This is a genomic window from Streptomyces sp. NPDC127092, from assembly GCF_042722475.1.
Lineage (GTDB): Bacteria > Actinomycetota > Actinomycetes > Streptomycetales > Streptomycetaceae > Streptomyces.
Genome location: NZ_JBHXFE010000034.1, coordinates 58,493 through 71,769, shown reverse-complemented (window position 1 = coordinate 71,769; position 13,277 = coordinate 58,493). Strand labels below are relative to the sequence as shown.

General features: G+C 69.2%; 15 protein-coding genes. 12 read left to right on the top strand and 3 right to left on the bottom strand.

Annotated features, from left to right (window positions below; genetic code table 11):
• Positions 1-20 precede the first annotated feature (20 nt).
• The 7 genes from ACFWJO_RS26005 (at position 21) to ACFWJO_RS25975 (ending at position 5,605) form a co-directional block, all read left to right on the top strand.
• Positions 21-866, top strand: a complete 846-nt coding sequence (locus ACFWJO_RS26005) for a class I SAM-dependent methyltransferase (RefSeq protein WP_386868818.1) — start codon at positions 21-23, stop codon at positions 864-866.
• A complete protein-coding gene (locus ACFWJO_RS26000; protein WP_386868816.1) occupies positions 863-1,624 on the top strand; it encodes a phosphotransferase in 762 nt (253 codons plus the stop codon). Before ACFWJO_RS26005 ends, ACFWJO_RS26000 begins: the two co-directional genes overlap by 4 nt.
• Positions 1,621-2,277, top strand: a complete 657-nt coding sequence (locus ACFWJO_RS25995; protein WP_386868814.1) for a histidine phosphatase family protein — start codon at positions 1,621-1,623, stop codon at positions 2,275-2,277. The genes ACFWJO_RS26000 and ACFWJO_RS25995 overlap by 4 nt, the downstream gene beginning before the upstream one ends.
• A gap of 5 nt (positions 2,278-2,282) precedes the next feature.
• Positions 2,283-3,110 carry a phosphotransferase gene (locus ACFWJO_RS25990; protein ID WP_386868866.1) on the top strand — a complete coding sequence of 276 codons (828 nt, stop codon included), beginning with the start codon at positions 2,283-2,285 and terminating at the stop codon, positions 3,108-3,110.
• Positions 3,111-3,145: 35 nt separating this feature from the next.
• Positions 3,146-4,147, top strand: coding sequence for an NAD-dependent epimerase/dehydratase family protein (locus ACFWJO_RS25985; protein WP_386868813.1), 1,002 nt, complete (start codon positions 3,146-3,148; stop codon positions 4,145-4,147).
• A gap of 53 nt (positions 4,148-4,200) precedes the next feature.
• On the top strand, positions 4,201-4,965 hold the full coding sequence (locus ACFWJO_RS25980) for a 3-deoxy-manno-octulosonate cytidylyltransferase (protein ID WP_386868811.1): 765 nt from the start codon (positions 4,201-4,203) through the stop codon (positions 4,963-4,965).
• A gap of 61 nt (positions 4,966-5,026) precedes the next feature.
• Positions 5,027-5,605 carry a class I SAM-dependent methyltransferase gene (locus tag ACFWJO_RS25975; protein WP_386868809.1) on the top strand — a complete coding sequence of 193 codons (579 nt, stop codon included), beginning with the start codon at positions 5,027-5,029 and terminating at the stop codon, positions 5,603-5,605.
• Positions 5,606-5,725: 120 nt separating this feature from the next.
• On the opposite strand, the gene ACFWJO_RS25970 is transcribed toward ACFWJO_RS25975, so the two are convergent.
• Complete coding sequence (locus ACFWJO_RS25970) at positions 5,726-6,061, bottom strand: YnfA family protein (protein ID WP_386868807.1); 336 nt, start codon at positions 6,059-6,061, stop codon at positions 5,726-5,728.
• 433 nt (positions 6,062-6,494) lie between these two features.
• On the opposite strand from ACFWJO_RS25970, the gene ACFWJO_RS25965 reads away from it, so the two are divergent.
• The 5 genes from ACFWJO_RS25965 (at position 6,495) to ACFWJO_RS25945 (ending at position 9,596) form a co-directional block, all read left to right on the top strand.
• The gene (locus ACFWJO_RS25965) at positions 6,495-6,821 is read left to right on the top strand and encodes a PadR family transcriptional regulator (protein ID WP_385809288.1); all 327 of its coding nucleotides are present in this window, start codon (positions 6,495-6,497) and stop codon (positions 6,819-6,821) included.
• The gene (locus ACFWJO_RS25960) at positions 6,818-7,174 is read left to right on the top strand and encodes a DUF1048 domain-containing protein (protein ID WP_386868805.1); all 357 of its coding nucleotides are present in this window, start codon (positions 6,818-6,820) and stop codon (positions 7,172-7,174) included. The genes ACFWJO_RS25965 and ACFWJO_RS25960 overlap by 4 nt, the downstream gene beginning before the upstream one ends.
• Before the next feature lies 1 nt (position 7,175).
• Positions 7,176-7,502, top strand: coding sequence for a DUF1048 domain-containing protein (locus tag ACFWJO_RS25955; RefSeq protein WP_386868803.1), 327 nt, complete (start codon positions 7,176-7,178; stop codon positions 7,500-7,502).
• Positions 7,503-7,821: 319 nt separating this feature from the next.
• A complete protein-coding gene (locus ACFWJO_RS25950; protein ID WP_386868864.1) occupies positions 7,822-8,808 on the top strand; it encodes an ATP-binding cassette domain-containing protein in 987 nt (328 codons plus the stop codon).
• Positions 8,805-9,596 carry an ABC transporter permease gene (locus tag ACFWJO_RS25945; RefSeq protein WP_386868802.1) on the top strand — a complete coding sequence of 264 codons (792 nt, stop codon included), beginning with the start codon at positions 8,805-8,807 and terminating at the stop codon, positions 9,594-9,596. Before ACFWJO_RS25950 ends, ACFWJO_RS25945 begins: the two co-directional genes overlap by 4 nt.
• 297 nt (positions 9,597-9,893) lie before the next feature.
• On the opposite strand, the gene ACFWJO_RS25940 is transcribed toward ACFWJO_RS25945, so the two are convergent.
• A complete protein-coding gene (locus ACFWJO_RS25940; protein ID WP_386868800.1) occupies positions 9,894-12,437 on the bottom strand; it encodes an ATP-binding protein in 2,544 nt (847 codons plus the stop codon).
• Between the two features lie 81 nt (positions 12,438-12,518).
• Positions 12,519-13,223 (bottom strand): response regulator, encoded by a 705-nt coding sequence (locus tag ACFWJO_RS25935; protein WP_386868798.1) that lies wholly within the window; start codon positions 13,221-13,223, stop codon positions 12,519-12,521.
• Positions 13,224-13,277: the final 54 nt, after the last annotated feature.

Sequence of the window (13,277 nt, the reverse complement as noted above, 5' to 3'; positions counted from 1 at the left end):
GCCCGAGGGGAGCGTGCGGCGTGAGTGGCATCAACCCGTTCCTGGACCCGTTGTGGCAGGCGGAGCTGTACGGGGACGACTCTCGGCTGGCAAGCCGGTCCAGCGCGCTGATGCGGGCGAAGACCTCCGGGCGCCCGGTACCGGACACAATCGTCGGGCTGGTGCGCCACCACCACGAGCGACCGGATCGCCTCGGCTTGGTCCTGGACCTCGGCTGCGGTCGAGGCACGAGCAGCCTGACCCTCGCCGAGGACCTCCGCCCCCGGCACGTCGTCGGCCTCGACGCCGCACCGGCCCTGCTTGAGCAGGCACGTCAGCGCGCCCGGCGACTCCCCGATCTCCCGGTGACCTTCCATCAGGGCGACTTCCACCATCTCCCTGTGTCCGCCGGGTCGTGCGATGTCGTCGTCGCGGCGTTCTGCCTGTATCACTCGCCGCGTCCGCGGTCCGTGGTCACGGAGATCGGCCGGGCGCTCGTTCCCGGCGGTCTGGCCGTGTTCGTCACGAAGAGCCTCGACAGCTACCGGGAGATGGACCAGCTCGTCGCTGCCGCCGGCCTCGATCCAGCAGCAGAGCAGCACGAGAGCCTGTACGTCTCGGCGCACAGCGGCAACCTCGCCGACCTGGTCGCCGTGTCGCTCGACGTACACGCCGTGGAGCACGAAGAGCACACCTTCACCTTCGACGGCCACGACCACGTCGCCGAGTACCTCGCCACCAACCCGAAGTACGACCTGGCCCGTGGCCTCTACGGCGACGCGGCCGCGCTCGCCACGACCCTGCACGAGCTGCTGCCGGACCGGCCCCTCACCACCAAATCCCTCGTCACCTTCGTGCTCGCCCAGTCGCGGGGAGGACCGCAGTGAGGCTCCGGTATTTCACCAAGCGCTTCGAGGCGCCTGGCCTGGTGGCCGCGGCAGCCCGCCATCACGCCTGGCTCGCCGAGCACGCACGGCCGCTGCGGCTGCCGGCGCTGACCGTGGTCGGGCCGACGAGCCTGACGTACGAATGGATCGACGGCCGCCCGGCTCGGCCCGAGGACCTGCCGGCCCTGGCCGCGCTGTTGGGCGACGCCCACGGCGCCGCATGGACCACGGACCTCCGGCCGGCCTCCCTGAACACGCCGCACCGCTTCCGGGACGGCATCGCGTTCGGTGACTACACCGGGCCTCGGCAGGCCGCGCTGCGAAGAAGACTGGAGCAGGGGTACCTGGCGGACCGGGACGCCCTCGACGCGATGCTGACGCTGCTGGAGAAGACCGCCGAGGGGCCTACTGCGTTCTACAAGGACAGCAACCCCCGGAACTTCCTCCTCACCGAAGCTGGCGATGTCTACACGGTCGACACCGACGACCTCACGCTGGCGCCGATGGGGTACGACCTGGCGAAGCTGATCGCGACGCTCATCCTGACGTACGGGCCTCTGCCCACCCCGGCCATCGACTCCGCCCTGCGCACCTACAACGAGGCGGCCGAGCGCCACAACCCCCGACTCGCCACCACGGATCGCCGGCGGCTCAACGACTTCCTCACCCTGCACGCCGTCCTGACCGCTCCGTACGCCGGGCGCAATGGCTACCTCCACAGCTGGCCGTCCCGACACCGCCCCCAAGGATCCGCATGATCACAACCGAACTCGTCTTCGTCCGCCACGGCGAGGCCCAGTGCAACATCGACGGCCTCGTCGGCGGCCCCCGCACCTGCACCGGACTGACCAACATCGGATACGACCAGGTCGAACGGGTCGCGCTCCGCCTCGCCGCCGAGCACCGCGCCAAGCCCTTCGACGCTTTGCACACCGGCCCGCGCATCCGACTGCGCCAGACCGCCGAGATCATCAGCCAGGCCCTTCGGCTCCCCCTGCACACGGACGACCGTCTCGACGGTCCCGTCCACGGCGCCGCCGACGGTCTGCCCTGGACCGACGTGAAGGCCGCCGCCGATGGTGGGCCTCACGCCCACCCTGACAAGCCGTGGGCAGCCGGATCCGACACCTGGAACGGATACCTGGAACGCGCCGGCCGCCTCCTGCAGGAGCTCATCGAGCAGCACGAGGGTGACCGCATCCTGTTCGCCGCGCACGGCGAGACTGTGATCGTTGCGCACACCCTACTCCTGGGGATCCCGCCCGGTTCTTCGGCAGGATTCACGGTCTCGCACGCGTCCGTCACCCGCTGGCAGCACCACCTCAACCGCCTCGGACAGAGACGGTGGATGCTCGACCGGCATAACGACACCGAGCACCTGGCCGCCTTAACGCAGGAGGCCGCCTCGTGATCACGATGTTCGACGACCCGCGTCTGAACCTGGCCCGAGGCGCCCTCGGAGAGGTCCGTGTCGTGCACGATCCGACGCTCCCGTCCCGTGTCATGCGTCTGGTCAACACCGACGGCGACGAGTTCTTCGCCAAGCAGCACAGCGAACGCGACCGGTACACCCGCGAGTCGCACGCCTACCTCGCCTGGGGATCTCGCTTGATCGGCCATGTCCCCCGCGTGGTCGGCCGCCAGGATCGGACGTGCACCCTGCTGCTCACCGCTGTCCCCGGCGTACGGGCAGACACGGTCGCACCGGGGTCGCCCGAGGAGGAGCAGGCCCACTACGAGGCCGGGCGCGTGCTGGGCAAGCTGCACCATGCCACCTCGGCGCCGCGTACCGGCGCCGTCGGCACGGAACTCGCCCAGCGGCTATGCGACTGGATCGCCCGCGCAGACCGGGCCGATCTCATCTCCAAGGTCGAACGCGACCGCCTGAACCACAACGCGGACGTCCTGGCGAACACGCTCATGGACAGCGCCGTATGCCACCTCGACTACCAGCCTCGGAATTGGCTCATCGGCGACGCTTTCGGGCTGTGCGACTTCGAGCACATGCGCCGCGACGCCCGCATCCGCGACTTCACCCGGCTCGAGTTCCGCCGCTGGCAGGCCGTCCCGAGCCTCCGGACAGCGTTCTTCGCCGGATACGGACAGCCACTGAATGACACCGAACAGCGGCTGCTGGAGTCCTTCGGCGCGATCGAGGCCGTCACCGCCCTGGTCCGCGGGCACGAGCAGGACGACCTCTCGCTCAGTACCCACGGTCGCACCGTTCTGACCCGCCTCACCTGAAAACCACGCCCTCCCCGGAAATCCTGGAGATCCCCGTGTCGCATCACCCATCACACCTGACCGCCGCCGTGCCCCGCCGGGCCGTGGTGACCGGTGCCGCCGGCTTCATCGGCTCCCACCTCGCGCACGCCCTCGTCCAAGCGGGCGCCGTCGTCATCGGCGTCGACCGGCGCGGCCCGGCCACCGACCCCACGGCCGCGGCCAACCTCTCCGTCCTGCAGGGGCTCCCGGGGTACATGCACGTCACCGCCGACCTCCTCAGCTGCGCGATCGAGCCGCTTCTCGTGGAGGCGAACGCCGTCTTCCACCTGGCGGGCATTTCTGGGGTACGCCCTTCATGGGGGCCGAAGTTCAGCGAGTACGTCGCCTCGAACGTCCTCGCCACCCACCGCGTCATGGAAGCCACCTCCCGGATGGGCGTCCCGCGGCTCGTAGTGGCCTCCTCCTCCAGCGTCTACGGGCCCACTGACGGTGGTGCAAGCATCGAGACCGACCGGCCCCAGCCCGCATCTCCGTACGCGGTCACGAAGCTCGCCGAGGAGCAGCTCTGTCTCGCGCACTCCACACAGGCGCACTGCCCCACCAGCGTCGTCGCCCTGCGGTACTTCACCGTCTACGGCCCTCGCCAGCGCCAGGACATGTTCACGCACCGCGCGCTCACTGCGGCCCTGACCGGCCGGCCACTGCGTCTGTACGGGGACGGGCACCAGCGCCGGGACTTCACGTACATCGACGACGCGGTGGCTGCCACGGTGGCCGCGGCCACCATCCCGACGGCCAGCGGGGTGATCAACGTCGGGGGCGGTTCGAGCGCCTCCCTGCTCGAAGTGATCAACATCGCGAACAGCCTCTCCGGGCGCGAGATCCAGGTCCACCAGGAGAACCCGCGCAGCGGCGACGTCCTCACCACCCGCGCCAACCCCGGCCGCGCCCACGAGGTCCTCGGCTGGCGGCCCCAGGTCAACCTCCACACCGGCATGCGAGCCCACATGCAGGCACTGGCTACCAGTTCCGTCGCGTATGGCCACGCGGCATAACGGGCTGCACACGACCTCGCCCCCCACGCTCGATACTCACCGACAGGAGCACCGTGGCTGCCACCGCGTCCCCACGCACCCCCGCACGCCGAAACATAGCGGTCATCCCCTGCCGCTGGGGCGCCTCCCGGTTTCCCGGCAAGCCCCTGGCCCAGCTCGGGAACAGGCCGCTGTTCTGGCACGTTCATCAGCGCTGCCTCGAGGCAAAGCGCCTCGACAGCGTGGTGGTCGCCACCGACGACGAACGCATCGAGGAGGCGTGCCGCGACCTGGGCATCGAGTGCATGCGCACGGGAGAACACCCCACCGGGACCGACCGCGTCGCGGAGTGCGCGCAGCGCCTCAGCGCCGACGCGTACATCAACGTGCAGGGTGACGAACCGTTCATCTCCCCCGCCGCAATCGATGCGGTCTCCGCGGCCCTGGAGCGCCTGGAGCCGGGCACACTCGCGGTGAACGCGTACGCGGAGTTGGACGACGCCGGCGCGGTCCTGGACCACAACGTCGTGAAGGTCGTCGTCGACGCAGATCGCAACGCCCTGATGTTCTCCCGCCAGCCCATCCCCTATCCGCGGAACGCCCGACCGAAGTACCTGCGGCAGCTTGGGCTCTACGGCCTGACGGGAACGGCCCTCAGCCTGTTCCGACAACTCCCGCACGGGCCGCTGGAGCGAACCGAGGGCGTCGAGATGCTGCGCTTCCTCGAACACGGTCACCGCGTAAAGATGCACCCCGTCGTGGACGACGGGCTCGCAGTCGACACACCTGAGGACCTTGCCAGGGCCAGCCGGTTCCTCCGTTCTCGACAGCTTCCATGACTGACCCGGCTCCGGTGGCGGCAGTTATTGCACTGTGCCCACCCACACGCCAAGGAGTCACGTGACCGAGACGACCTCCACCGCCGCCTATTGGGAGCCGTTGTGGGCCGAGGGCCGCCGATACCGGCAACTCGACGACGCCGAGACCCGGCTCCTGGACGAGCACCTCGGCCCCGGCCGCGGACGCGCCGCCCTCGACGTCGGGAGCGGCGACGGCGCCCTGGCCCGCCACCTCCATGACCTCGGCTACCGCACCACGGGCATCGACTGCTCGCCCAGCGCCGTCGCCCTCGCCGCCTCCCGAAGCTCGGGGTCCGGGCGCGGGCCTGTGTGGCAGTGCCTCGACATCATCACCGGCGATCTCACGGGCCTGCCGGAGCCGGCGTACGCGGTCATCACCTGCCGCCTGGTCTACCGGTGGATGGACGACAAACCGGCCTTCCTCGACCGTGTCCGCCGGCTCCTCGCACCCGGCGGAACCTTCTGGGTCGTGACCGAGGTCTCCGGCCGACGCCGGCACGATCACCGCCTCCAGGAGCCGGGCATCACGTTCTCGGAAGCGGAGACGCTCGCGGCCGGATGGTCCCGCGTCCATACGGCCGATCTGGATGTCCTCCGCTGCTACGCCCTCCGTCCCTGACCGCCTTGACCTGCTCGGGACGCAGAATGACGAACCCCGAGCATGCTGGTGGTTCCGGCTATCAGAAGTCTCACAATGGAGGCCGCAGCGACTTGGTGCTGCTGGGGCCGCGGTGTGAGGTCAGTGGCTGCGGGGCGCGTACATGATGACGGCCATGCCCGCAAGGCAGACGAGTGCTCCGATGACGTCCCAGCGGTCGGGGCGGTAGCCGTCGGCGACCATGCCCCAGGCGATCGATCCGGCGACGAAGATGCCGCCGTAGGCGGCGAGGATGCGGCCGAAGTTGTCGTCGGACTGGAGCGTGGCGACCACCCCGTACAGGCCGAGGGCGATGATGCCGGCACCGATCCAGATCCAGCCCTTGTGCTCGCGGATGCCCTGCCAGACGAGCCAGGCACCGCCGATCTCGAAGAGGGCGGCGACGATGAACAGGGCAACGGAACGAGCGACAGTCATAACGCGGGACCCTACCGGCGGGCCGTGTTGCTGATCTTCATCCGGTCTGCGGACGACTTACAGCCGCACCTGTCCTCACCTGCGTTCTTCGTCGTGCAGGTGCAGGGACGACGGTGCCGGCCATGCCGCAGGTTCCGGCGGCGAGTACGGCCAGGGCGATTGCGAGGGCGGGGAGCCAATCCACGATCGCCCCGGCTCCGGTGCCGAGGACGCCTTCGGTGATCAAGAGCCGTCCACGGGTCGGATCACCGGCCACTCACCCGTCCCATGAATTGCCGTGCCGAGACGGACCGGCGACGAGGGATGCGGTTCCTCTGCACGGATCGCAAAGTCCGGTCCGTGTTCGCCGATGCTGGCCGAGTCCACTACTCGGTGATACTGTGTAGTGGTACTCGGTACTACGGAGTACCAAGGGAGCCGAGGAGGGCTCGCAATGGAGGATCTGACGGAGATGCTGAAGGGCACGCTCGAAGGATGCGTGCTCGAAATCATCGGCAGCGAGGAAACCTACGGCTACGCCATCACCCGTCAGCTGAACGAGCTCGGCTTCACCGACGTCGTCGAGGGGACGGTGTACACCATCCTGCTGCGACTGGAGAGGAACAAGCTCGTCCAGGTGACGAAACGACCCTCCGGCGTCGGTCCGCCGCGCAAGTTCTACGCGCTCAACGACGCCGGACGCGAGGAACTCGCGAAGTTCTGGGCGAAATGGCAGTACGTCTCATCACGCATCGACAGGCTCAAGGAGGGCGGGAGATGAACTTCTGGGAGACCATCACAGGCAGCGATCTCACCAGGGAATTCAAGGCGTTCGAATCCCGGGCCGCGGCGCTGCCGGACGACTACCGGGCAGCATGGGAACAGATCAAGGCTCATCTCTTCCCTCACGGTGACTTCACCGGCCGCAACCTGATGCCGATCCTCGACTCCGCCCTGGGGCTGCTCGAGGAGACGGCGGCGGACGGGCAGCGCATCGACGAGGTCCTCGGCGACGACGTCCAGGGCTTCTGCACGGCGCTGGCCGGTGGCGAAGGGGCACGGACCTACCGCGACCGGTGGCGCGAGCAGTTGAACAGGAACGTCGCAAGGAAACTGAGCCGGCTGGGAGGCTGACATGGGCATCCAGGACATCATCGAAGGCAAGAAGCAGTGGCGGGCGCACAAGGCCCGGGTCAAGGCGCTCCCGCCGGACTACCAGATCGTCTACAACGAGATGCAGAAGTACCTGTTCAAGGTCGGACCGATCGACCTGCCCGACGGGCCTCTGCTCCCCGGGATCGTCGACTTCTTCGAGGAGGGGGTCGCCTCGGGCAAGGGGGTGCTGGAACTCATAGGTACCGACGTCGCCGCGTTCTGCGACGAGCTGATCAAGGACTCCCGTACCTACGCGGACCTCTACCAGGAGTCCATCAGCGGGGAACACGGCAAGACCGAGAAGTAACACCCGCGCCGCCGCGCCTGGGGGCGCAGTGACCCGCAGGCGCGGTTCGTACGCATCGATGCAGCGCGAACAGGCGCACGCCGACCGGCTCCCCATAGCCGCCGCAGCTCCCACCCATCGAGGTGGTCGAGACTGCCCGCGATACCTGGCTCAGCCATACCGACGCCCCCCTGCGCGCGGGGCTTCGGCACGAGCCCACTCGACATCCTCTCCCAAGGCGACATGACTGACGTGTCGTCACAGACGGTTGACGGTCGGACAGTTAACTCCCCCCTGCACCTTCACCTTTCGGAAGGAAGCCACCATGCCTTCATCTGTCATGCCCACATCCAATCGAAGGGGCGGGCGTCCGTCACCGACCGCGGTCTCCGCCGTGGGTCTGCGCCAGTCGTACGGTGAGAAGACCGTCCTCGACGGCATCGATCTGCACATCCCGGCCGGGACCGTCTTCGCGCTGCTCGGCCCTAACGGCGCCGGCAAGACCACCGTCGTGAAGATCCTTTCCACGCTGATCACCGCCGACGCCGGCGACTTGCATGTCGGCGGGCACGACCTGACCGCCGACCCGCAGGCGGTCCGTGCCGCCATCGGTGTCACCGGTCAGTTCTCCGCCGTCGACGGCCTGATCACCGGCGAGGAGAACATGCTCCTCATGGCGGACCTCCACCACCTGCCCAAGGCGGAGGGACGCAGGGTCGCCGCCGAACTCCTCGCCCGCTTCGACCTCGTGGACGCGGCAACGAAGCCCGCCTCGACCTACTCCGGCGGCATGAAGCGCCGCCTCGACCTCGCCATGACCCTGGTCGGCAGCCCACGGATCATCTTCCTCGACGAGCCGACCACCGGCCTCGACCCGCGCTCCCGCCACAACATGTGGCAGATCATCCGCGGCCTCGTCGCCGACGGCGTGACCGTCTTCCTCACCACGCAGTACCTGGAGGAGGCGGACGAACTCGCCGACCGGATCGCCGTGTTGAACAACGGCAAGATCGCCGCCGAGGGAACCGCCGACGAGCTCAAGCGGCTCATCCCTGGCGGCCACATCCGGCTCCGCTTCACCGACCCGGACGCGTACCAGTCCGCCGCCGACTCTCTGCGCGAGGTCAACCGGGACGACGAGGCACTGTCGCTGTCCATCCCCAGCGACGGCAGCCAGCGCGAACTGCGTTCCATTCTCGACTGGCTCGACTCCACCGGCATCGAGGCGGACGAACTGACCGTACACACCCCTGACCTCGACGACGTGTTCTTCGCCCTGACCGCCCCCACCGACACCCCCAGCCAGCACCAGGAGAACGCCCGATGAGCTCGCTCTCTCTCGCCGTACGCGACTCGAACACGATGCTGCGCCGCAACCTGCTGCACGCGCGGCGCTACCCGTCAGCGACGCTGAACCTGCTGCTCACGCCGATCATGATGCTTCTGCTCTTCGTCTACATCTTCGGCGACGTGATGAGCGCCGGCATCGGCGGCGGCACCGCCGACCGCTCCGACTACATCGCCTACATCGTCCCCGGCCTGTTGCTGATGACCATCGGCAGCACCGTCATCGGGGCCGCGGTGTACGTCTCCATGGACATGGCCGAGGGCCTCATCGCCCGCTTCCGCACGATGGCGGTCTATCGCCCCTCGATCCTCATCGGGCACGTCGCCGGCAGCGTGCTGCAATCCGTCATGAGCGTGGTCCTCGTCGGCGCCGTCGGCGTGGCCATCGGCTTCCGCTCCACGGACGCGACCGCCCTGGAGTGGTTGGCGGCGTTCGGGCTCGTCGTGCTCTTCGCCCTGGCGCTGACCTGGATCGCGGTCGGCATGGGCATGGCCAGCCCGAACCCCGAGGCGGCGAGCAACATGGCCATGCCGCTGATCCTCCTTCCTCTCATCTCCAGCGCCTTCATCCCGGCCGACACCATGCCCGGCTGGTTCCAGCCGATCGCCGAGTACCAGCCCTTCACCCCCGCCATCGAGACCCTCCGCGGCCTCCTCCTCGGCACCGAGATCGGCAACAACGGCTGGCTCGCGATCGCCTGGTGCGTCGCCCTCACCGCACTCGGCTACCGCTGGTCGACGGCACAGTTCAACCGCGACCCGAAGTAAACCGACACGCCCACGCCGGCCGCCCTCCCACAACTCGGCACAGCCATTCCGAGGCGCCACAGGGGGGTGGTCTCGGCCGCAAGGGCTCGGCGCAGCGGGTCCGCGGGTCCGAGCGCGCGCGGGTGGCACGGCTTGGTCACCGTCCGGGAAAGCACGCGCGGCTCTGACCCCGACGGGTGCCGTGCCCGAGCAGCCGGGCCCGGCGGACGCCTCCTGATCGACGACGTCTGGTCCTGGCGGCTTCGGACCTGCCTCGGTGCAGGCCCGAACATCCTCTCCGTGTGGTCTGCCGAGCGGTCACGTCGTCTCGGTCGTCGCGTGGGGGCGGAAGGGCGGGGCGCCGTCCTCCATGCGGAGACTGATGGTCATCGTCAGGCCGCCGCCGGGGGTGTCCTCCGCCGTGACCGTGCCGCCCATGGCCTCGACGAAGCCGCGGGCGACCGCGAGACCGAGGCCGACTCCGGCGCCGCGCGGGGCGTCGCCGTAGCGCTGGAAGGCGCCGAAGATGCGGTCCTTGGCCTCGTCGGGGGCGCCGGGGCCGCGGTCGACGACGCGGAGTTCGACGCGGTCGGCGAGGGCGCTGGCGGCGACGAGGACCGGTGTGCCGGCGGGGCTGTACTTCACCGCGTTCTCGACGATGTTGGCGACGGCCCGCTCCAGCAGGCCTCGGTCGACGACGACCATGGGCAGCGTCTCGGGGATGTCGAGTTCGACGCTGTCGTCAGGCACTCCGACGAGGGCCATCGGGACGACCTCGTCCAGGTCGGTCTGCCGGAGTACGGCGGTGACGGTGCCGGTCTCCAGGCGCGAGACGTCCAGGAGGTTGCCTACGAGGTGGTCGAGCCGGTCGGCTCCCTCCTCGACGTTGGCGAGGAGTTCGGCGCGGTCCTCGTCCGACCATTCGACGTCGTCGGAGCGCAGGGAGGAGACGGAGGCCTTGATGCCGGCGAGTGGGGTACGCAGGTCGTGGCTGACGGCCGCGAGCAGGGACGTGCGGATCTTGTTGCCCTCGGCCAGTCTGCGGGCCTCCTCCGCCTCGTCGACCAGGCGCTGCCGGTCGAGCACGACCGCCGCCTGGGCGGCGAACGCCCCGAGAACGCGCCGGTCCTCGCCCGGGAGGACACGGCCGGTCAGGGCGAGCGCCAAGTGGTCGCCGACCGGCATGTCGACGTCCGCGTCTTCGGGGCGGCCGACCGGGCGGCCGGGGCCGACGACGGCGACGCACGTCCACGGCTCGGTGTCGTCATGGCGTTCCAGGAGTGCGACGGACTCCATGGCGAAGGTCTCCCGAAGGCGTTCGAGCAAGGCATCCAGGCTGGTCTCTCCGCGGAGCACGCTGCCTGCGAGGAAGGAGAGCGTCTCCGCCTCCGCCCGCAGGCGGGCGGCCTGATGGGTGCGGCGGGCAGCCACGTCGACAACGGACGCTACGGAGATCGCCACGCCCACGAAGATCAACAGGGCGACCACGTTCTTCGGGTCGGCGATCGTGAGTTCGTGGATAGGAGGAGTGAAGTAGTAGTTGAGCAGCAGCGATCCGACAGCGGCGGAGGCGAGGGCCGGCTTGAGGCCGCCGAGCAGGGCCGCCGCGACAGTGAGGGTGAGGAAGAGCAGGACGTCGTTCGCGAGGCCCACATCGGGGAGGGCACTGCTGAGCAGCAGGGTGAGCAGGACGGGTCCCACGAGGCCGACCAGCCAACCCCAGATGGTGCGGGAACGTCCCAGCTTCGCGCGGCGCGCGACGGGCAGGCCTCGGCCTTTCGCCGCCTCGTCGTGAGTGACGATATGGACGTCGAGGTCGGGACCCGACTCGCGAGCAACAGTGGCGCTGACCCCAGGGCTGAAGGCGTACTGCCACGAGCGGCGACGACTGACACCCAGGACGATCTGGGTGGCGTTGACCCCGCGCGCGAACTCCAGGAGCCCCGTGGAGATGTCGTCGCCGATGACGTGGTGGAACGTCCCGCCGAGGTCCTCGACCAGGGTCCGCTGAACCGCCAGTTCCTTCGGGGACGCCGCCGTGAGGCCGTCGCTGCGGGAGATGTAGACGGCGAGGACCTCGCCTCCCGCGCCCTTCTCGGCGAGCCGGGCGGCCCGGCGGATGAGCGTGCGGCCCTCGGGGCCGCCGGTCAGGCCCACCACGATCCGTTCCCGGGAGCCCCAGATCTTCGAGACCCGGTGCTCGGTCCGGTACTCCTGGAGGTACTCGTCGACCCGGTCCGCCGTCCACAGCAGCGCGAGCTCACGCAGGGCGGTCAGGTTGCCGGGGCGGAAGTAGTTGGAGAGGGCCGCGTCGACCTTGTCCGGCTTGTAGACGTTCCCATGCGCCATGCGCCGGCGCAGCGCCTGGGGCGACATGTCGACCAGCTCGATCTGGTCGGCACGGCGCACCACCTCGTCCGGAACGGTCTCCCGCTGCCGTACCCCCGTGATCGACTCGACGACGTCGCCGAGCGACTCCAGGTGCTGGATGTTGACCGTGGATATGACGTCGATGCCGGCCGCGAGCAACTCCTCGACGTCCTGCCACCGCTTGGCGTTCCGTGCCCCAGGGATGTTGGTGTGGGCCAACTCGTCCACGAGCGCGACGGCGGGCTTGCGGGCAAGGACCGCGTCCACGTCCATCTCGGTGAACACGGTGTCCCGGTACTCGATCTCCCTGCGCGGCATCGTCTCCAGGCCGTGCAGCATCACCTCCGTACGCGGCCGGTGGTGGTGCTCGACGAAGGCGACGACGCAGTCGGTGCCGCGCTCCACCCGCCGGTGGGCCTCCGAAAGCATCGAGTACGTCTTGCCGACGCCCGGTGCCGCGCCGAGGTAGATACGAAGCTTTCCGCGTCCCATGGTGTCGTTTCTCGTCGATGTCGGGCAGAGCGTGTAAGGGCAGAGCCCGTGGGGTGAGTGGGCAGGGGTGCGTGGGCGGGGTCACGCCTCGAAGCGATACCCCATGCCAGGCTCGGTGATCAGATAGCGGGGGTGTGACGGGTCCGCCTCCAGTTTGCGGCGCAGCTGCGCCATGTAGACCCTCAGGTAGTTGGTCTTGGTGCTGTAGCTCGGCCCCCACACCTCCTTGAGGAGACGTTGCTGGCTGATGAGGATGCCGGGGTTGCAGATGAGGATCTCCAGCAGATGCCACTCGGTCGGGGTCAGCCTGACGTCGCGGTCACCGCGCCGTACCTTCTTCCCCACGAGGTCGACGGTGAAGTCGTCGGTCGTGACCACGGCGCCGACCGCCGCTCCAGCACCCGGCTGCACGTGCGCGGGCGACTCCTCGATCCGGCGGGTGGCCGCCCTCAGCCGGGCGAGGAGCTCGTCCATGCTGAACGGCTTGGTCATGTAGTCGTCCGCGCCCGCGTCCAGCGCGCGGATCTTGTCCTCGGACCCGCTGCGGGCGGACAGCACGAGCACCGGACTCCGGTTCCAGCCTCGCAGCGCCCGTATGACGTCGATGCCGTCCATGTCCGGCAGTCCGAGGTCCAGCAGGATCACGTCCGGTTGCTCGCTGGCCGCGAGCCGGAGCGCGGTGGCGGCGTCGTAGGCCGCGTCCACGTCGTACTTGCGTGCTTTGAGGTTGATCGTCAGCGCACGCGCGAGCTGCGCGTCGTCCTCGACGACCAGGACGCGGGTCATCGGCGTACTGCCTTTCGTTGTGAGCATGGCGTCGGATGCGTGTCGGGAGCCGGC

Excerpts from the sequence above, each read along its gene's own strand:
- ACFWJO_RS25995 (WP_386868814.1), top strand. The coding sequence starts at position 1,621 with ATGATCACAACCGAACTCGTCTTCGTCCGCCACGGCGAGGCCCAGTGC.
- ACFWJO_RS25990 (WP_386868866.1), top strand. The coding sequence starts at position 2,283 with ATGTTCGACGACCCGCGTCTGAACCTGGCCCGAGGCGCCCTCGGAGAG.
- ACFWJO_RS25970 (WP_386868807.1), bottom strand. The coding sequence starts at position 6,061 with ATGACTGTCGCTCGTTCCGTTGCCCTGTTCATCGTCGCCGCCCTCTTC.
- ACFWJO_RS25965 (WP_385809288.1), top strand. The coding sequence starts at position 6,495 with ATGGAGGATCTGACGGAGATGCTGAAGGGCACGCTCGAAGGATGCGTG.
- ACFWJO_RS25960 (WP_386868805.1), top strand. The coding sequence starts at position 6,818 with ATGAACTTCTGGGAGACCATCACAGGCAGCGATCTCACCAGGGAATTC.
- ACFWJO_RS25955 (WP_386868803.1), top strand. The coding sequence starts at position 7,176 with ATGGGCATCCAGGACATCATCGAAGGCAAGAAGCAGTGGCGGGCGCAC.
- ACFWJO_RS25950 (WP_386868864.1), top strand. The coding sequence starts at position 7,822 with ATGCCCACATCCAATCGAAGGGGCGGGCGTCCGTCACCGACCGCGGTC.
- ACFWJO_RS25945 (WP_386868802.1), top strand. The coding sequence starts at position 8,805 with ATGAGCTCGCTCTCTCTCGCCGTACGCGACTCGAACACGATGCTGCGC.
- ACFWJO_RS25940 (WP_386868800.1), bottom strand. The coding sequence starts at position 12,437 with ATGGGACGCGGAAAGCTTCGTATCTACCTCGGCGCGGCACCGGGCGTC.
- ACFWJO_RS25935 (WP_386868798.1), bottom strand. The coding sequence starts at position 13,223 with ATGACCCGCGTCCTGGTCGTCGAGGACGACGCGCAGCTCGCGCGTGCG.